Annotated in this window: 14 protein-coding genes and 1 tRNA gene; 10 read left to right on the forward strand and 5 right to left on the reverse strand. The window is 70.0% G+C overall.

Annotated features, from left to right (window positions below; translation table 11 throughout):
• The first annotated feature begins 129 nt into the window (after positions 1-129).
• From OG392_RS09760 to OG392_RS09790, 7 genes are all read left to right on the forward strand, one after another.
• Positions 130-2,412 (forward strand): FdhF/YdeP family oxidoreductase, encoded by a 2,283-nt coding sequence (locus OG392_RS09760; RefSeq protein ID WP_329277637.1) that lies wholly within the window; start codon positions 130-132, stop codon positions 2,410-2,412.
• A 65-nt stretch (positions 2,413-2,477) separates the two neighbouring features.
• On the forward strand, positions 2,478-2,972 hold the full coding sequence (locus tag OG392_RS09765; RefSeq protein WP_329277639.1) for a PaaI family thioesterase: 495 nt from the start codon (positions 2,478-2,480) through the stop codon (positions 2,970-2,972).
• A gap of 561 nt (positions 2,973-3,533) precedes the next feature.
• Positions 3,534-4,757, forward strand: coding sequence for a branched-chain amino acid ABC transporter substrate-binding protein (locus OG392_RS09770; RefSeq protein ID WP_443055064.1), 1,224 nt, complete (start codon positions 3,534-3,536; stop codon positions 4,755-4,757).
• Positions 4,758-4,854: 97 nt separating this feature from the next.
• On the forward strand, positions 4,855-5,784 hold the full coding sequence (locus tag OG392_RS09775; protein WP_329277643.1) for a branched-chain amino acid ABC transporter permease: 930 nt from the start codon (positions 4,855-4,857) through the stop codon (positions 5,782-5,784).
• Between the two features lie 5 nt (positions 5,785-5,789).
• Positions 5,790-7,622, forward strand: coding sequence for a branched-chain amino acid ABC transporter permease (locus OG392_RS09780; RefSeq protein ID WP_329277644.1), 1,833 nt, complete (start codon positions 5,790-5,792; stop codon positions 7,620-7,622).
• Positions 7,623-7,624: 2 nt separating this feature from the next.
• Complete coding sequence (locus tag OG392_RS09785) at positions 7,625-8,668, forward strand: ABC transporter ATP-binding protein (RefSeq protein ID WP_329277646.1); 1,044 nt, start codon at positions 7,625-7,627, stop codon at positions 8,666-8,668.
• Positions 8,665-9,381: an ABC transporter ATP-binding protein gene (locus OG392_RS09790; RefSeq protein ID WP_209494232.1), complete on the forward strand. Its 717-nt coding sequence runs from the start codon at positions 8,665-8,667 to the stop codon at positions 9,379-9,381. Before OG392_RS09785 ends, OG392_RS09790 begins: the two co-directional genes overlap by 4 nt.
• An 88-nt stretch (positions 9,382-9,469) precedes the next feature.
• Here OG392_RS09790 and OG392_RS09795 read toward each other — a convergent pair whose 3' ends face one another.
• Entirely contained in the window at positions 9,470-10,123 is a 654-nt protein-coding gene (locus tag OG392_RS09795) for an ANTAR domain-containing response regulator (protein WP_056560864.1), read from the reverse strand.
• Positions 10,124-10,221: 98 nt separating this feature from the next.
• Between OG392_RS09795 and OG392_RS09800 the strand changes: the two genes are divergently transcribed.
• A tRNA-Leu gene (locus OG392_RS09800) sits at positions 10,222-10,296 on the forward strand.
• A 109-nt stretch (positions 10,297-10,405) separates the two neighbouring features.
• Positions 10,406-11,191, forward strand: coding sequence for a helix-turn-helix domain-containing protein (locus OG392_RS09805; RefSeq protein WP_329287176.1), 786 nt, complete (start codon positions 10,406-10,408; stop codon positions 11,189-11,191).
• Between the two features lie 3 nt (positions 11,192-11,194).
• Here OG392_RS09805 and pyk read toward each other — a convergent pair whose 3' ends face one another.
• Both pyk and OG392_RS09815 read right to left on the reverse strand, forming a co-directional pair.
• On the reverse strand, positions 11,195-12,622 hold the full coding sequence (pyk, locus tag OG392_RS09810) for a pyruvate kinase (protein ID WP_329277653.1): 1,428 nt from the start codon (positions 12,620-12,622) through the stop codon (positions 11,195-11,197).
• A 146-nt stretch (positions 12,623-12,768) separates the two neighbouring features.
• Complete coding sequence (locus tag OG392_RS09815) at positions 12,769-13,452, reverse strand: SIMPL domain-containing protein (RefSeq protein WP_329277656.1); 684 nt, start codon at positions 13,450-13,452, stop codon at positions 12,769-12,771.
• Between the two features lie 160 nt (positions 13,453-13,612).
• Here OG392_RS09815 and OG392_RS09820 point away from each other — a divergent pair, with 160 nt between their 5' ends.
• Entirely contained in the window at positions 13,613-15,415 is a 1,803-nt protein-coding gene (locus OG392_RS09820; protein WP_329277658.1) for a bifunctional metallophosphatase/5'-nucleotidase, read from the forward strand.
• 14 nt (positions 15,416-15,429) lie between these two features.
• Here the strand turns inward: OG392_RS09820 and OG392_RS09825 are convergent, their stop codons facing one another.
• Both OG392_RS09825 and OG392_RS09830 read right to left on the reverse strand, forming a co-directional pair.
• Positions 15,430-16,842 carry a lysine N(6)-hydroxylase/L-ornithine N(5)-oxygenase family protein gene (locus OG392_RS09825; RefSeq protein WP_329277660.1) on the reverse strand — a complete coding sequence of 471 codons (1,413 nt, stop codon included), beginning with the start codon at positions 16,840-16,842 and terminating at the stop codon, positions 15,430-15,432.
• Positions 16,839-18,227, reverse strand: a complete 1,389-nt coding sequence (locus tag OG392_RS09830) for a pyridoxal phosphate-dependent decarboxylase family protein (RefSeq protein ID WP_329277662.1) — start codon at positions 18,225-18,227, stop codon at positions 16,839-16,841. The genes OG392_RS09825 and OG392_RS09830 overlap by 4 nt, the downstream gene beginning before the upstream one ends.
• Positions 18,228-18,301: the final 74 nt, after the last annotated feature.

An 18,301-nucleotide genomic window follows, 5' to 3' on the forward strand; every position in this document is an offset into this window, starting at 1 on the left:
GATCCTGCCACGGACGACTGACAATCCCGCCCACCGATCCCGTCGGCACCGGCGGGGTGCCGGGCTGTCACCGCCGCGTGACAGGATCGGAGACGTACGCCGCAGGATTACCGCTCAAGGGAGAGCGCGATGGTCAGCAAGCCGCCGGTCGGCGACCCGGTCCAGGACGCACCGCAGGTCACGCCGCCGCAGCACGCCGCCGCCGGGCTGCCCGCCATCGGGCACACCCTGCGGATCGCCCAGGAGCAGATGGGGCTGCGGCGCACCGCGCGGACCCTGCTCAAGGTCAACCAGAAGGACGGCTTCGACTGTCCCGGCTGCGCCTGGCCCGAAGAGGACAAGCGGCATGTGGCGGAGTTCTGCGAGAACGGCGCGAAGGCGGTCGCGGAGGAGGCGACGCTGCGCCGGGTGACCCCGGAGTTCTTCGCCGCGCACCCGCTGGCGGACCTGGCGACCCGCAGCGGGTACTGGCTGGGCCAGCAGGGCCGGATCACGGAGCCGATGCTGCTGCCCGAGGGCGGCGACCGGTACGAGCCGGTGACCTGGGAGCGGGCCTTCGCGATCCTGGCGGAGGAGCTGCGGGCCCTCGCCTCGCCCGACGAGGCGCTCTTCTACACCTCGGGGCGGACGAGCAACGAGGCGGCGTTCCTGCTGCAGCTCTTCGCCCGCGAGTTCGGTACGAACAACCTGCCGGACTGTTCCAACATGTGCCACGAGTCCTCGGGCTCGGCGCTGACGGAGACCATCGGCATCGGCAAGGGCAGTGTCTCCCTGGAGGACCTGCACCGGGCGGACCTGATCATCGTGGCCGGGCAGAACCCGGGGACGAACCATCCGCGGATGCTGTCGGCCCTGGAGAAGGCCAAGGCGGGCGGCGCGCGGATCATCTCGGTCAATCCGCTGCCCGAGGCGGGCCTGGAGCGGTTCAAGAACCCGCAGACCCCGCAGGGCATGCTCAGGGGCGCCGCGCTCAACGACCTCTTCCTGCAGATCCGGATCGGCGGCGACCAGGCCCTCTTCCGGCTCCTGAACAAGCTGGTCCTGGAGACGCCCGGGGCGGTCGACGAGGAGTTCGTACGCGAACACACGCATGGGTACGAGGAGTTCGCGGCGGCGGCCGAGGGGGCCGACTGGGACGAGACCCTCGCCGCGACCGGTCTGGAGCGTCCGGAGATCGAGCGGGCGCTGGAGATGGTGCTCGCGTCGGAGCGGACCGTGGTGTGCTGGGCGATGGGTCTCACCCAGCACAAGCACTCGGTGCCGACCATCCGTGAGGTGGTCAACCTCCTCCTCCTGCGCGGGGCCATCGGCCGGCCGGGCGCGGGGGTGTGCCCGGTCCGCGGCCATTCGAACGTGCAGGGCGACCGCACGATGGGGATCTTCGAGCGGCCCGCGCCCGCCTTCCTCGACGCCCTGGACAAGGAGTTCGGGATCGTCTCGCCGCGCCACCACGGCTTCGACGTGGTCCGGTCGATCCAGGCGCTGCGGGACGGCGAGGCGAAGGTGTTCTTCGCGATGGGCGGCAACTTCGTGGGGGCGACGCCCGACACGGAGGTGACGGAGGCGGCGATGCGCCGGGCCCGGCTGACCGTCCACGTCTCGACGAAACTGAACCGCTCGCACGCGGTGACGGGCACGCGCGCGTTGATCCTGCCCACGCTCGGCCGTACCGACAAGGACGTGCAGGCGAGCGGCAAGCAGTTCGTGACCGTCGAGGACTCGATGAGCCAGGTGCACGCCTCGCGGGGCAATCTGCCGCCCGCGAGCCCGCTCCTGCTGTCCGAGCCGGCGATCGTGGCACGGATGGCCCGCGCCGTCCTCGGCGACGGATCGGCCACGCCCTGGGAGGAGTTCGAGGCCGACTACGCCACGATCCGGGACCGCATCGCGCGCGTGGTGCCCGGTTTCGAGGACTTCAACGCCCGCCTCGCGGCGGACCCGGGGGGCTTCCGGCTGCCGCACGGGCCGCGCGACGAGCGCCGGTTCCCGACGAAGACCGGCAAGGCCAACTTCACGGCGGCGCCCGTGGAGTACCCCCGGGTTCCGGAGGGGCGGCTGGTCCTCCAGACGCTGCGCTCGCACGACCAGTACAACACCACGATCTACGGCCTCGACGACCGCTACCGGGGCATCAAGGGGGGCCGCCGGGTCGTCCTGGTCCATCCCGAGGACGCGGCGGCGCTGGGCTTCGCGGACGGGGCGTACGCGGATCTGGTGAGCGAGTGGACGGACGGCAGCGAGCGGCGGGCGCCCGGCTTCCGGGTGGTGCACTACCCGACGTCCCGGGGGTGCGCGGCGGCCTACTACCCGGAGACGAACGTGCTCGTGCCGCTGGAGTCCACGGCGGACGTCAGCAACACCCCCGCGAGCAAGTCCGTGATCGTCCGTCTGGAAGAATCCGCCTCCGCCTAAGCGTTTGCTCAGGCAGCTCAGGAAGACCAGCCGTACGAAGACGTACGAAACGAACGGAGCCGGGCATGGGTGAGCAGCAGCACGTGAAGTTCCCGCAGGAGGTCCTCGACGAGTACGCGGCGCTGGGTGTCGACCTCCCGGCGCTGTTCTCGGCCGGGCACCTCGGCAACCGGATGGGGGTCCAGGTCCTGGAGGCCTCCGCCGAGCGGGTCGTCGGCACCATGCCCGTGGAGGGCAACACCCAGCCGTACGGTCTGCTGCACGGCGGCGCCTCGGCGGTGCTCGCGGAGACGCTGGGCTCCATCGGTTCGATGCTGCACGGCGGGGTGTCGAAGATCGCGGTGGGCGTCGACCTGAACTGCACCCACCACCGGGGGGTGCGCAGCGGTCTGGTGACCGGTGTGGCGACCCCGGTGCACCGCGGGCGGTCGACGGCCACGTACGAGATCGTGATCACCGACGAGCAGGACAAGCGGGTGTGCACCGCGCGGCTGACGTGTCTGCTGCGTGAGGTCACCGCGAAGGACGCGTCCAGCATTCCGGACACCTCGAACGCCTGAGCGGTGACATACGGGGCCTGACCAGCCACGCACGACAGAGGGGCGGCACCTGCCGGTGCCGCCCCTTCGGCGTTCCCCGGCCGGCTCCGCCCCCGATTTCGTCACGCTGTGTCACATGCACAAGGGCTTTCGGTGCGGGAACCGGAGGGGCCGGTTCGTCCGCTCAGGTTTCTGCCGTTGTCCGATATCCGGAGAGTCCGCTGAGCGGACCGTCAGTACCAAGAATCGCTCAAGCCCCTTAGCGGAACTGCGCGTTCTCACTATGTGAACACCGCATTACAGCCCCCTATGCCCCGGTTTTCCCACCCGACGCGCACACACTTTCCCCGTCGGCATAACAAGACAGTCACATCCTGTCCTCGGCGCTCCCCGACCCTCCCCACCTGCGCTTAGAGTCACCGCCAGTCACCGCGCCGCCGGGCGCGTTCTACTGCACGGCCCTGTACCAACCCCAGTACGGCCCGGCGTTCCAAAACGGCACCCCTCGCTCCGCAGCTTCACGGCACCGCCTCATCCGAGGGGGCCGCGCCAGGGAAAGGACCCTTCGTGCGAAACCGTTCGATGCTCATACTCACCACCGCGGTCACCGCGGGAGCACTCACCCTCACCGCCTGTGGTTCGCGCGACGACAAGGGGGCCGAGAAGGGCGGCGACGGCGGCAACGTCACCGTGACCATCGGTCTCGACGCGCCCCTCACGGGTGAGCTGTCCGCCCTCGGCCTCGGCATCAAGAACTCCGCCGACCTCGCGGTCAAGACCGCCAACGAGAAGGCCTACGTCAAGGGCGTGACCTTCAAGCTGGAGTCCCTGGACGACCAGGCGCAGCCCTCCGCCGGCCAGCAGAACGCGACCAAGTTCGTCGCCGACAAGGGCGTCCTCGGCGTCGTCGGCCCGCTGAACTCCTCCGTCGCCGAGTCGATGCAGAAGGTCTTCGACGACGCGAAGCTGGTGCAGGTCTCCCCGGCCAACACCAACCCGGCGCTGAGCCAGGGCATCAACTGGAGCACCGGCGAGAAGAAGCGGACCTACAAGTCCTACTTCCGCACCGCCACCACGGACGCCATCCAGGGCCCGTTCGCCGCCCAGTACGTCTTCAAGGAGGCCAAGAAGACCAAGGCCTTCATCATCGACGACAAGAAGACCTACGGCGCCGGCCTCGCGGGCACCTTCAAGGGCGAGTTCGAGAAGCTCGGCGGCAAGGTCCTCGGCACCGAGCACATCAACCCCGACACCAAGGACTTCTCCGCGGTCGCGACCAAGGTGAAGAGCTCCGGCGCCGATGTCGTCTACTACGGTGGCGAGTACCCGGCCGCCGGCCCGCTGGCCAAGCAGATCAAGGAGGCCGGCGCGAAGGTCACCGTCGTCGGCGGTGACGCGATCTACAGCCCCGAGTACGTGAAGCTCGGTGGCGCGGCCGCGACCGAGGGCGACATCGCCACCTCGGTCGGCGCGCCGATCGAGTCCCTCGACTCCGCCAAGGAGTTCCTGGCCAACTACAAGGCCAAGGGCTACAAGGAGGCCTACGAGGCCTACGGCGGTTACGCCTACGACTCCACCTGGGCGATCATCGAGGCCGTCAAGAAGGCCGTCGACGGCAACAGCGGCAAGCTCCCCGACGACGCCCGCGCCAAGGTCGTCGAGGCCATGCAGGGTGTCTCCTTCGAGGGCGTGACCGGCAAGGTCTCCTTCGACGAGTTCGGTGACACCACCAACAAGCAGCTGACGGTCTACAAGGTCGAGGGCGGCGCCTACAAGCCGGTCAAGTCCGACACCTTCGGCGGCTGATCAACCCCACCACTCAGCACCACCTTCACCGCGCGGGGGGCCGCACCTGGCTCCCCGCGCGGTGTCACATCCGTCGAAAGTCTCGGAGGACAATGCGGTGAACGAACTGCCGCAGCAGCTGGTCAACGGCCTGCTACTGGGATCCATGTACGGGCTCGTCGCCGTCGGCTACACGATGGTCTACGGCATCGTCCAGCTCATCAACTTCGCCCATGGCGAGATCTTCATGACCGGCGGCTTCGGGGCGCTCACGGTCTGGCTCATCCTGCCCGGCGGCACCAGCATGTGGGTCGCACTGCCCATCATGATCATCGGTGCCGTGATCGTCGCGACCACCATAGCCGTCGGAGCGGAACGGTTCGCCTACCGTCCGCTCCGGGGTGGCCCACGCCTCGCCCCCCTCATCACGGCCATCGGTCTCTCGCTCGCCCTGCAGTACGCGGTGTGGGTGTGGTACCCCGAGGCGAAGTCCGCCCGGACCTTCCCGCAGATCCCCGGCGGCCCGATCGAGCTCGGCCCCATCACCATCCAGACCGGCGACGTCTTCCTCCTGATCGCCGCCCCGATCTGCATGGCCGTCCTCGCCTTCTTCGTCATGCGCACCCGCGTCGGTCGCGGCATGCAGGCCACGGCGCAGGACCCGGACACCGCGAAGCTCATGGGTGTCAACACGGACCGGATCATCGTGATCGCGTTCGCTCTCGGTGCCGCGATGGCCGCCGTCGGCGCCGTCGCCTACGGCCTCAAGTACGGCGTCGTCGACTACAAGATGGGCTTCCTCCTCGGACTCAAGGCCTTCACGGCCGCCGTCCTCGGCGGCATCGGCAACATCTACGGAGCCATGATCGGCGGAGTCGTCCTCGGTATCGCCGAGACCATGGCGACGGCGTACATCAGCCACATCCCCGGTATGGAGCAGCTCGGCGGCCAGTCCTGGGCCGACGTCTGGGCCTTCGTACTCCTCATCGTCGTACTCCTCGCCCGGCCACAAGGCCTCCTGGGCGAGCGCGTCGCGGACAGGGCGTGAGCACCATGACCACCATCTCCGAGAACCCCCAGGCAGCGTCGGTCTCCCCGCAGAACGAGACGACCGGCCTCCTCGGCTTCGTGCCGGCCAAGGCCGCTCGCGCACTCGTCCTGGGCGGCGCCGTCCTCACCGTCGCCAGCTGTTTCCTCTCGTGGACCTGGACGCCCACGTTCCCCGGCGACCTCACGTTCTACGGATCCCCGGCCGGCCTCCAGCTCCAGGTCCTGGTGCTGGGTCTGATCACCACCCTCTTCGCCCTCTCCTCGTACGGCGTCAAGGGCACCCGCTGGCTGACCCCGGCCGGCGGCGACGCGGCCGTCAAGTTCGCCGCGCTCGCCGCCTTCGGCACCACCTGGTACACCGTCGCCGCCATCAGCATCACGCTGGGCGGGCCGGTCAACCTGGAGCCGGGCGGCGCGATCGTCGCGTTCGCCACCCTGATCACCCTGCTCGGCGCCCTCGCGCTCCCCTTCGAGCGGCCCAAGGTGCTGCCCGTGGACCCCGAGGACACCGGCTGGGACCAGTTCAAGCACCGCGCAGGCAACGGCTGGACGGTCTTCAAGGGCGCCTTCGCCACGACCGGCCCCGCCCGCAAGCTGCCCCCGATGCACTCCGCCCTCGAGATCCTGATCATCACGGGCATCCTCGCGGTGGCACTCGGCGTCTTCACCTACGGTGTCGGCACCGAGTACGACGAGCTGTTCCTCGGCTTCCTGATCACGGCCGGCCTCGGCTTCGCCGCGGTCAACAAGTCGGGCCTCATGCAGCAGGCCACGCAGCTCACCAAGAAGCACCAGAACCTCACCATCGCGGGCGCGTTCACCGCGGCGGCGCTGTTCCCCTTCACCCAGACCGACGACCAGTACGCGACGCTCGGCGTCTATATCCTGATCTTCGCCACGGTCGCCCTGGGCCTGAACATCGTCGTCGGCCTCGCCGGGCTCCTCGACCTCGGTTACGTCGCCTTCCTCGGCGTCGGCGCCTACGCGGCCGCCCTCGTCTCGGGCGCCCCGACCTCGCCGTTCGGTGTGCACTTCCCCTTCTGGGCCGCCATCCTGGTCGGCGCCGGAGCCTCCCTGGTCTTCGGTGTCCTCATCGGCGCCCCGACCCTGCGCCTGCGCGGCGACTACCTCGCCATCGTGACGCTCGGTTTCGGTGAGATCTTCCGTATCGCCGTCATGAACACCGACGGCACCTCGGGTCCGGACATCACCAACGGCTCCAACGGCATCGCGTCCATCCCGAACCTGAGCATCCTCGGATTCGACTTCGGCGCCGAGCACTCGATCGCCGGATTCACCATCGGCCGCTTCGCGAACTACTTCTTCCTGATGCTGCTGATCATGGCGGTCGTCGTCATGGTCTTCCGCCGCAGCGGCGACTCCCGCATCGGGCGCGCCTGGGTCGCCATCCGCGAGGACGAGACCGCCGCGCTCGCCATGGGCATCAACGGCTTCCGGGTCAAGCTCATCGCCTTCGCGCTCGGCGCCTCGCTCGCCGGCCTCGCCGGCACCGTGCAGGCCCACGTGACCTACACGGTGACGCCGGAGCAGTACCTGTTCGCCGGTCCGATCCCGCCCAACTCCGCCTTCCTGCTCGCGGCCGTCGTGCTCGGCGGCATGGGCACGATGAGCGGCCCGCTGGTCGGTGCCTCGCTGCTCTTCCTCATCCCGAACAAGCTCCAGTTCATGGGCGAGTACCAGCTCTTCGCCTTCGGCGTCGCGCTCATCCTGCTCATGCGCTTCCGCCCGGAAGGCATGATCGCCAACCGGCGCAACCAGCTGGAGTTCCACGAGAACGACGAGACGCCCGCCACGCTCGCCAAGGCAGGTGCCTGAACATGACGACCACCACGAAGACCGCCGACGCCGCCACCACGCCGGCCACCGGCGAGACCGTGCTCGACGCACGCGGGGTCACCATGCGCTTCGGCGGCCTCACCGCCGTGCGCGATGTGAACCTGACCGTCAACAGCGGCGAGATCGTCGGTCTCATCGGCCCCAACGGCGCCGGCAAGACCACCTTCTTCAACTGCCTCACCGGTCTCTACGTCCCCACCGAGGGTGAGGTCCGGTACAAGGGCAAGGTCCTGCCGCCCACGTCGTACAAGGTCACCGACGCCGGCATCGCCCGCACCTTCCAGAACATCCGTCTGTTCCACAACATGACGGTCCTGGAGAACGTCCTCGTCGGACGCCACACCCGGATGAAGCAGGGCCTCTGGTCGGCGCTGCTCCGGCTGCCCGGCTTCAAGAAGGCCGAGGCGGAGGCGACGGCGAAGGCCATGGAGCTCCTGGAGTTCATCGGCCTCCAGGACAAGGCGCAGCACCTCGCCAAGAACCTCCCGTACGGAGAGCAGCGCAAGCTGGAGATCGCCCGCGCCCTCGCGAGCGACCCCGGACTGATCCTGCTCGACGAGCCCACCGCCGGCATGAACCCGCAGGAGACCCGGGCGGCCGAGGAACTCATCTTCGCCATCCGGGACATGGGCATCGCCGTGCTCGTCATCGAGCACGACATGCGGTTCATCTTCAACCTCTGCGACCGGGTCGCCGTGCTCGTCCAGGGCCAGAAGCTGATCGAGGGCGACAGCCAGACCGTCCAGAGCGACGAGCGGGTCATCGCCGCCTACCTGGGCGAGCCCGTCGCGGAGGAGGTGCCGGCGGCCGAGGCCCCCGCGAAGGCAGCCGCCCCCTCCGAGGACGCGCCCGCCGAGGAGGAGGCGCCGTCGGAGGAGGACGCCCCCGAGGCCCCTGAGGCCCCTGAGGCCCCCGAGGCGACCGACACCTCCGAGGCCGCCGCCGACGAGGCACCGGCCTCCGAGGAGACCTCCTCGGAGGACACCAAGCACGACCCTGCTTCGGGCAAGGAGAACGACGCATGACCGCACTGCTCGAAGTCGAGGACCTGCGCGTCGCCTACGGAAAGATCGAGGCCGTCAAGGGCATCTCCTTCTCCGTCGAGGCCGGTGAGGTCGTCACCCTCATCGGCACCAACGGCGCCGGGAAGACCACCACCCTGCGGACCCTCTCCGGGCTCCTCAAGCCGGTCGGCGGCCAGATCAAGTTCGAGGGCAAGTCCCTCCGCAAGATCCCCGCGCACAAGATCGTCTCGCTGGGTCTGGCCCACTCCCCCGAGGGCCGGCACATCTTCCCCCGCATGACGATCGAGGAGAACCTCCTCCTCGGCGCCTTCCTCCGGAAGGACACCGCGGGCATCGCCAAGGACGTCCAGCGCGCCTACGACCTCTTCCCGATCCTGGGCGAGCGTCGCAAGCAGGCGGCCGGCACGCTCTCCGGCGGTGAGCAGCAGATGCTCGCCATGGGCCGGGCGCTGATGTCCCAGCCGAAGCTGCTCATGCTCGACGAGCCCTCCATGGGCCTCTCGCCGATCATGATGCAGAAGATCATGGCGACCATCGCCGAGCTGAAGGCCCAGGGCACCACGATCCTGCTCGTCGAGCAGAACGCCCAGGCCGCGCTCGCCCTCGCGGACCACGGTCACGTGATGGAGATCGGCAAGGTCGTGCTCTCGGGCACCGGTCAGAACCTGCTCCACGACGAGTCCGTCCGCAAGGCGTACCTCGGCGAGGACTGACCCACCCGGTCGGCACCACGGACAGAAGGCCCGCCCCACAGAGTCGTGGGGCGGGCCTTCTCCGTACGGGTACGGCGAGGCGGGCGGGCTACTGGCCCTTGGCCGCCTTCTTCTCCTCGGCGTCCTCGATGACCGCCTCGGCGACCTGCTGCATGGACATGCGGCGGTCCATGGACGTCTTCTGGATCCAGCGGAACGCGGCCGGCTCCGTCAGCCCGTACTGGGTCTGCAGGACGGACTTGGCGCGGTCGACCAGCTTGCGGGTCTCCAGGCGCTGGGAGAGGTCGGCGACCTCCTGCTCCAGGGCGCGCAGTTCGGAGAAGCGGGAGACGGCCATCTCGATGGCCGGCACCACGTCGCTCTTGCTGAACGGCTTCACCAGGTACGCCATGGCGCCGGCGTCGCGGGCCCGCTCGACGAGCTCGCGCTGCGAGAAGGCGGTGAGCATGAGGACCGGGGCGATGGACTCGCCGGCGATCTTCTCGGCGGCCGAGATGCCGTCGAGGACGGGCATCTTCACGTCGAGGATGACGAGGTCGGGGCGGTGCTCGCGGGCGAGCTCGACGGCCGTGGCACCGTCACCGGCCTCGCCGACGACCGTGTAGCCCTCTTCCTCCAGCATCTCTTTGAGGTCGAGGCGGATGAGGGCCTCGTCCTCGGCGATGACGACGCGGGTCGTCAGCGGCGGGACGTGCGACGCGTCGGCGTCGTCGGCGGGCTGGGGCGACTCGGGGGCGGTCACGGGGGCTCCTCGTTGCGGGGCAAGTACTGCTCCCCTGAGCCTACCTAGCTCCTGTAATGTGGTGCCCCGCAGGGGCGGCAACGCCCTCGCTTTCCAAGGCCCCAGTACTCCAACTGGTCAGAGAGGCCGCTCTCAAACAGCGGACAGTGTGGGTTCGAATCCCACCTGGGGCACTTTTCCTTCGATTCGAAGGTCGACGAGCAGTCAGTGATCGTCACCCACACGCGTGAACCCTGCCGATTCGTACGCGGCATCGCCGCCACAGCAGGCAACGTCGACCGTGTGTACGACATCGGAACGCGCCAACGGGCCCTCACCCTGCTGCGAAGCGGCGCGAAGAACGCGGCCGTCGCCCGGACACTGAACATCCCGCCTGGCACGATCGGCTCCTGGAAGCACGCGGACCGCGCCAAGCGCGGCGAGTGCCCGGGGAGGGTCGACCGCCCCCTCTGCCCGCGGTGCGACGGACGCGAGCTCGACGAAGCCGCGTACGCCTATCTTCTCGGGCTGTACCTCGGTGACGGGCACATCAGTCACCCCCGGCAACACCGGGTGCCGAGCCTGCGGATCACACTCGACGACGCCTGGCCCGGAGTACAGCAGGAAGCCATGACGGCCGTACGCACGGTGTTCCCCGACAACACGGCCTCCTGGGCACGGAAGACCGGGTGTCGCGACGCCAAGGTGCACTCCAAGCACCTCGTCTGCCTCTTCCCGCAGCACGGGCCCGGCAAGAAGCACGAGCGTGCCATCGTCCTCGAACCATGGCAGCGGGAGATCGTCGACGCTCACCCGTGGCCGTTCGTCCGAGGACTGATCCATTCCGACGGATCGCGCGTCGTCAACTGGACGGAGAAGACGATCGGCGGCCGAAGGAAGCGGTACGAGTACCCCCGCTACTTCTTCACCAACACCTCGGACGACATAGCTCGGCTGTACACCGACACGCTGGACCGTGTCGGTGTGGCCTGGCGGAGCAGGCTCCGGGCGACCGGGGCGCACGATGTCTCGGTGGCGCGACGTGATGCCGTCGCCCTGCTGGACGCGCACGTCGGCCCCAAGCACTGACCCCTACGTCAGCGACTCCCCGATGTGGTGGACCCGCACCAGGTTCGTCGAGCCCGCTACTCCCGGCGGGGAGCCGGCCGTGATGACCACGATGTCGCCCTGCCGGCAGCGACCGATACGCAGCAGTTCCTCCTCCACCTGGGCCACCATCGCGTCCGTCGAGTCGACGTGCGGGCCGAGGAAGGTCTCGACGCCCCAGGTGAGGTTGAGCTGGGAGCGGGTCGCCGGGTCCGGGGTGAAGGCGAGCAGCGGGATCGGCGAGCGGTAGCGGGAGAGCCGCTTGACCGTGTCGCCGGACTGCGTGAAGGCCACGAGGAACTTGGCTCCGAGGAAGTCGCCCATCTCCGCGGCCGCGCGGGCCACCGCACCGCCCTGGGTGCGGGGCTTGTTCCGCTCGGTCAGCGGCGGGAGGCCCTTGGCGAGGACGTCCTCCTCGGCCGCCTCGACGATGCGGCTCATGGTGCGGACCGTCTCGATCGGGTAGCGCCCGACACTGGTCTCGCCGGAGAGCATCACGGCGTCGGTGCCGTCGATGACGGCGTTGGCGACGTCGGAGGCCTCCGCGCGGGTGGGCCGGGAGTTGTCGATCATCGAGTCGAGCATCTGCGTGGCGACGATGACCGGTTTGGCGTTCCGCTTGGCGAGCTTGACGGCGCGCTTCTGGACGATCGGCACCTGCTCCAGGGGCATTTCGACGCCCAGGTCGCCGCGGGCGACCATGATGCCGTCGAAGGCGGCGACGATCTCCTCGATGTTCTCGACGGCCTGCGGCTTCTCGATCTTGGCGATGACGGGCAGCCGGCGGCCCTCCTCGTCCATGATCCGGTGGACGTCGTCGATGTCCCGGGCGCTGCGGACGAAGGAGAGCGCGATGACGTCGGCGCCGATGCGCAGCGCCCAGCGCAGGTCCTCGATGTCCTTCTCGGAGAGGGCGGGGACGGAGACGGCGACACCGGGCAGGTTGAGGCCCTTGTTGTCGGAGACCATGCCGCCCTCGACGACGAGGGTGTTCACCCGGGGTCCGTCGACGGAGGTGACCTCCAGGGTGACGCGGCCGTCGTCGACGAGGATGCGCTCACCGGCGGTGACGTCGGCGGCGAGGCCGGCGTAGGTCGTTCCGCAGCAGTGGCGGTCGCCCTCCATCGGCTCGACGGTGATGGTGAACTCGTCTCCGCGTTCAAGGAGTACGGGGCCTTCGCGGAAGCGGCCGAGTCGAATCTTCGGGCCTTGAAGGTCGGCGAGGACACCGACGCTGCGGCCGGTCTCGTCGGAGGCTTTGCGTACGCGCTGGTAGCGCTCCTCGTGCTCGGCGTACGAGCCGTGGCTGAGGTTGAAGCGGGCCACGTCCATTCCGGCCTCGATCAACGACTTGATCTGGTCGTATGTTTCGGTGGCGGGCCCAAGGGTACAAACGATTTTCGCTCGGCGCATGCTCCGAGCCTAGGCCTTACCCACCAGTAGCGAGTTGGCAGGACATGACTACTCAACAACCTTTCCGTGAAAGGCTGTTGACAAGTCTTGAATCTGTGCGCCGGGGTGCTCCGATGAGCGATTTGCGCGCCCCGGCGCCCCCTGTCTCAGAGTGCGGGCGGTCGCATCGTGAAGCGCGCCACGACCTCGGCGGTCACCGTCTGGCGCTGCGGTTCGAGGTCGAGCGGCGGGGCCTCCCCGGCTCCCTCCGCCGAGTACGCCACCGCCGCCGAGCCGAAGGCCGCCCGCCTCGGCATCAGCGGCTCCGCTACCCCCGCGTCCGACAGTTCGAGGAGTGAGGAGAGCGAGGTGCCGAGCGCCTCCGCGTAGGCCCGCGCCCGCTGCACCGCCTCCGTCACCGCGAGCCTGCGGGCCTCGGCGTACGCCGGGGAGGCCGGGCGCAGGAACCACCACGGGCCGTCGACGCTCGTCAGCTCCAGATCGGCGAGCCGGGTCACCAGTTCCCCGAGGACGGTGAAGTCGGTGAGCTCGGCCGTGACCCGCACCCGCCCGTGGAAGGCGTGCACCCGCTCCCCCCGCCCCTTGCGGGTGAGCTCGGGAGAGATCGAGAAGCTGCCCGTCTCCAGCTTCTCCACCGCGGAGCCCTGCGCCTTGACCAGGTCGAGCACCAGGGCGTTGCGCCGGGTGAGGTCCGCGAGCGTCGTCGACCGGTCGGGTCCCCGGGCGGAGACGGCCACCCAGATCCGGGCCAGCTCGGGGTCGACCTCCAGCCGTCCCTCGCCACGGACCGTCACCTGGGGTGCTTCCGGGGTCGCGTGTTCCTGCGTCACGTCCTGACTCCTCCGTGTTCGGCAGCGATCGTCCACCGAACACTTTCCCACTCCGTAACCCGAAAGCCCTGTTGCCGGCGTGGCCGTCCGGGTCAGAATCTACGCGCGTTGTGCGCCACGGTCGGCGCCGACGGCACAGAACCACAAGGGGAGAGAACACATGCCGCTGAACCGCAGGACGTTCCTGGAGCGCTCGGCCGCCGCCGGGGCCGGAGTGGCCGTCGCCGGAGCCGTCGCCGTTCCCGCCGAGGCCCACGGCGGCCACGGCCGCCCGCGTCCGCGGAAGCGGTACTCCTTCACCGTGATGGGCACCACCGACCTGCACGGCAACGTCTTCAACTGGGACTACTTCACGGACAAGGAGTTCGACGACAAGGCCCACAACGACGTCGGCCTCGCCAAGATCTCCACCCTGGTCGACCAGGTCCGCAAGGAGAAGGGCCGCCGCAACACCCTCCTCATCGACGCCGGCGACACCATCCAGGGCACCCAGCTCTCGTACTACTACGCCAAGGTCGACCCGATCACCGCCCGCCGCGGCCCGGTGCACCCGATGGCACAGGCCATGAACGCCATCGGCTACGACGCCGCCGCGCTGGGCAACCACGAGTTCAACTACGGCATCCCGGTGCTGCGGAAGTTCGAGGAGCAGTGCGACTTCCCGCTGCTCGGCGCCAACGCGCTCGACGCCAAGACCCTGCGCCCGGCCTTCGCGCCGTACAGCATGCACCGGCTGCGGACCCCGCACGGCAAGGACGTCAAGGTCGCGGTCCTCGGTCTGACCAACCCGGGCATCGCCATCTGGGACAAGGCGAACGTCAGCGGGAAGATGGTCTTCCCCGGGCTGGAGGAGCAGGCCGCGAAGTGGGTGCCGAAGCTGCGCTCGATGGGCGCCGACGTGGTCGTCGTCTCCGCGCACTCCGGTTCCAGCGGGACCTCCTCGTACGGTGACCAGCTCCCCCACGTCGAGAACGCGGCCGGGCTCGTCGCCGAGCAGGTGCCGGGCATCGACGCGATCCTCGTCGGCCACGCGCACACCGAGATCCCCGAGTACCGGGTGAGGAACAAGGAGACCGGCAAGGACGTCGTCCTGTCCGAGCCCCTCAAGTGGGGCCAGCGCCTCACCCTCTTCGACTTCGACCTGGTGTGGGAGAAGGGCTGCTGGACCGTCGAGAAGGTCGCCGCGAAGGTCCTCAACTCCAACACGGTGGCGGAGGACCCGGAGATCACGGGGCTGCTCGGCGACGAGCACAAGAAGGTCGTCGCGTACGTCAACCAGATCATCGGCACCTCCACCGCCGCCATGACCACGGCCGACGCGCCGTGGAAGGACGAGCCGATCATCGACCTGATCAACGTCGTCCAGGCCGAGACCGTGAAGGCGGCCCTCGCGGGCGGCGCCCACGCGGCCCTGCCCGTCCTCTCGCAGGCCTCCTGTTTCTCCCGCACGGCCCGCATCCCGGCCGGTCAGGTCTCCATCAAGGACGCCGCCGGTCTGTACCCCTTCGAGAACACCCTGGAGGCCCGTCTGATGACGGGCGCCCAGCTGAAGGACTACCTGGAGTTCTCGGCGCGGTACTACGTCCTGACGCCGGCGGGCGCCCCGGTCGACACGGCGAAGCTGACCAACGCCGACGGCATCCCGGACTACAACTACGACGCCGTCTCCGGACTGACGTACGACATCGACATCGCCAAGCCGGCCGGTTCGCGGATCGTGAACCTGTCCTTCGAGGGCAAGCCCCTCGACCCGGCGGCGAAGTTCGTCCTCGCGGTCAACAACTACCGGGCGAGCGGCGGCGGCGCGTTCCCGCACGTCGCCGGCGCCCAGCAGCTGTGGGCCGACTCGGACGAGATCCGCAACACCATCATCCGGTGGGTGCAGGCGAAGGGGACGGTCGACCCGTCCCTGTTCGCCTCGGTGGACTGGAAGCTGACGCGGGACGGCGTCCCCGTCTTCTAGGAATCACCCCGTTCTCACTGCTGTACGAGAGGCGTCAGCTTCTGGCCCTGGGCCGGGATGCTCGGCGCCTCTCGTGTCTCCAGGCCGAAGGTGGTGAACGCCGTGCGGCGCGGCAGAGGGTACGGGTCCTTGCCGGTGATCGAGTTGAGGATGGTGGCGCTCCGCCAGGCGGCCAGGCCGAGGTCGGGGGCACCGACGCCATGGGTGTGCCGCTCGGCGTTCTGCACGTGCACGGCGCCGGTCACCGACGGGTCGAGGACCAGGCGGTACCGCTCGTCGACCCGGGCGCGCCCCGCGGAGTCGTGGCGGAGGTACGGGTCCAGGCCGGCGAGCATCCGGTCCACCGGGCGCTCCCGGTAGCCGGTCGCGAGGACGACGGCGTCGGTGGTGAGCCGGGAGCGGGTGCCCTGCTGGAGGTGCTCCAGGTGCAGCTCGACCTGGGTGGTGGCGACCCGGCCGGCCGTGCGGACCCGGACGCCCGGGGTGAGGACGGCGTCCGGCCAGCCGCCGTGCAGGGTCCGGCGGTACAGCTCGTCGTGGATGGCGGCGATCGTGTCGGCGTCGATGCCCTTGTGCAACTGCCATTGCCGGGGCATGAGTTCGCCACGTACCGGTTCGGACAGGGAGTGGAAGTAGCGGGTGTAGTCCGGGGTGAAGTGCTCGAGTCCCAGCTTCGAGTACTCCATGGGCGCGAAGGCCTCCGTGCGGGCCAGCCAGTGGATCCGCTCGGCGCCGGCGGGCCGGGCTCTGAGCAGGTCGAGGAAGACCTCGGCGCCGGACTGGCCGGATCCGATCACGGTGACGTGCCCGGCGGCGAGGAGCGTCTCGCGGTGCGCGAGGTAGTCGGCCGAGTGGAAGACGGGGACGCCGGGTGCGTCGGCGAGCGGCTTGAGCGGCTCGGGGACGTACGGCTCGGTTCCGACGCCGAGGACGACGTTGCGGGTGTACGCGCGGCCCAGGGCCTCGGCCTCGCCCTCCGGGTCGAGCTGGGTGAAGTCGACTTCGAACAGGCGCCGTTCGGGGTTCCAGCGGACCGAGTCGACCTGGTGGCCGAAGTGCAGGCCGGGGAGCCGCTCGCTGACCCAGCGGCAGTAGGCGTCGTACTCGGCGCGCTGGATGTGGAACTTCTCGGCGAAGTAGAACGGGAAGAGGCGCTCACGGCTCTTCAGGTAGTTGAGGAAGGTCCACGGGCTGGCCGGGTCGGCCAGGGTCACCAGGTCGGCGAGGAACGGGACCTGGAGCGTGGCTCCCTCGATGAGGAGGCCCGGGTGCCAGTGGAAGGCCGGCTTCTGCTCGTAGAAGGCGGTGGCGATGCCGCCGGGGACCCCGTGCGCGAGGGCGGCGAGCGAGAGGTTGAAGGGGCCGATGCCGACGCCCACGAGATCGAGGGGGCGGTCGAGGTCGTCCTGGGGGGTGCTGCCGGTCATCGCTGCGCGCTGCCTTCCACGAGGGTGATGAGCTGAGCCAGGTCGCCGGGGGTGGCGTGGGGGTTGAGCAGGGTGGCCTTGAGCCAGAGGCGGCCGTCCGCCTCGGCGCGGCCGAGGACGGCGCGGCCCTCGGCGAGCAGGGTGCGGCGGACGGCGGCGACGGTCTCGTCGGTGACGCCGGGGCCGTTCGGCCGGAACAGGACGGTGGTGAGGGTGGGCCGGGCCCGCAGGTCGAGCTCCGGTGCCTTCTCGACCAGGTCGGCGAGGTCCTGGGCTCGGTCCATGCAGGCGTCGACGAGCGCGCCGAGGCCGTCGCGGCCGAGGGCCCGGAGGGTGACGGCGGTCTTGAGGACGTCGGGACGGCGGGTGGTGCGCAGGGAGCGGCCGAGGAGGTCGGGCAGGCCGGCCTCGGTGTCGTCGTCGGCGTTGAGGTAGGCCGCGGTGTGCCCGAGGGCGGCGAGGTCGGCCGCGTCCCGGACGGCGAGGAGTCCGGCGGCGGCCGGCTGCCAGCCCAGTTTGTGCAGGTCGACGGTGACGGTACGGGCGCGGGCCAGGCCGTCGAGGAGGGAGCGGTGGGTACGGCTGAAGAGGACGGGGCCTCCGTAGGCGGCGTCGACGTGGAGGTCGGCGTGCCGCTCCTCGCAGAGGCCTGCCAGGGCCGGGAGCGGGTCGATAAGGCCCTCGTCGGTGGTGCCGGCCGTGGCCGCGACGAGGACCGGGCCGGTGAGGCGGGTCAGGTCTTCGCGCAGGGCGGCCGGGTCCAGGGTGCCGCGCGGGGTGGGCACCACGACCGGCTCCGGGAGGCCGAGGAGCCAGGCGGCCCGCCGGAAGGAGTGGTGGGCGTTCGCGCCGACGACGGTGCGGACGGCGGGGCCGAGGCGCTCCCTCGCGAGCAGCAGGGCGAGCTGGTTGGACTCGGTGCCGCCGGTCGTGACGAGGGCGTCGGGGTGGGTGGCGTCGGGGTAGACCTCGGCGGCGAGGGCGGCCGTGATCCGGTCCTCGATCGCGGAGGCGGCGGGGGCCTGGTCCCAGGAGTCCATGGACGGGTTGAGCGCGGAGGCCGCGAGGTCGGCGGCGGCGGCGAGGGCGAGGGGCGGGGTGTGGAGGTGGGCGGCGCAGAGGGGATGGGCGGGGTCGGCGGCGCCGGCCGCCAGTGCGCGGACGAGGGTGGTCAGGGCCTCGTCGGGTCCTCGTCCCGTCTCGGGGAACGGGTCCCCGAGGGCCTCTCGCACGTGGCGCGCCACGGTGTCCGGGCCGCCGGCCGGGAGGGGGCCGCCGCGGTCCTCCGCCCCTGCTCTGAGGGCGTCGAGGACGGTACGGAGGAGGGGCGCGAGGGCGTCGGAGCCGGGGGCGCCTCCGGCGAGGGGTGGGGGTTCGGCACGCATGGACGACAGAGTGCCGGGGGTTGTGGGGGTATGTCCGAGGAGTCTGCGGCTGTAACCCGAACGGGTTACGTGGG

This window comes from Streptomyces sp. NBC_00691 (assembly GCF_036226665.1).
Taxonomy (GTDB): Bacteria; Actinomycetota; Actinomycetes; order Streptomycetales; family Streptomycetaceae; genus Streptomyces.

Coding starts and splice junctions, on each gene's coding strand:
- OG392_RS09760 (WP_329277637.1), top strand. CDS start 130: ATGGTCAGCAAGCCGCCGGTCGGCGACCCGGTCCAGGACGCACCGCAG.
- OG392_RS09765 (WP_329277639.1), top strand. CDS start 2,478: ATGGGTGAGCAGCAGCACGTGAAGTTCCCGCAGGAGGTCCTCGACGAG.
- OG392_RS09770 (WP_443055064.1), top strand. CDS start 3,534: ATGCTCATACTCACCACCGCGGTCACCGCGGGAGCACTCACCCTCACC.
- OG392_RS09780 (WP_329277644.1), top strand. CDS start 5,790: ATGACCACCATCTCCGAGAACCCCCAGGCAGCGTCGGTCTCCCCGCAG.
- OG392_RS09785 (WP_329277646.1), top strand. CDS start 7,625: ATGACGACCACCACGAAGACCGCCGACGCCGCCACCACGCCGGCCACC.
- OG392_RS09790 (WP_209494232.1), top strand. CDS start 8,665: ATGACCGCACTGCTCGAAGTCGAGGACCTGCGCGTCGCCTACGGAAAG.
- pyk (WP_329277653.1), bottom strand. CDS start 12,622: ATGCGCCGAGCGAAAATCGTTTGTACCCTTGGGCCCGCCACCGAAACA.
- OG392_RS09820 (WP_329277658.1), top strand. CDS start 13,613: ATGCCGCTGAACCGCAGGACGTTCCTGGAGCGCTCGGCCGCCGCCGGG.
- OG392_RS09825 (WP_329277660.1), bottom strand. CDS start 16,842: ATGACCGGCAGCACCCCCCAGGACGACCTCGACCGCCCCCTCGATCTC.
- OG392_RS09830 (WP_329277662.1), bottom strand. CDS start 18,227: ATGCGTGCCGAACCCCCACCCCTCGCCGGAGGCGCCCCCGGCTCCGAC.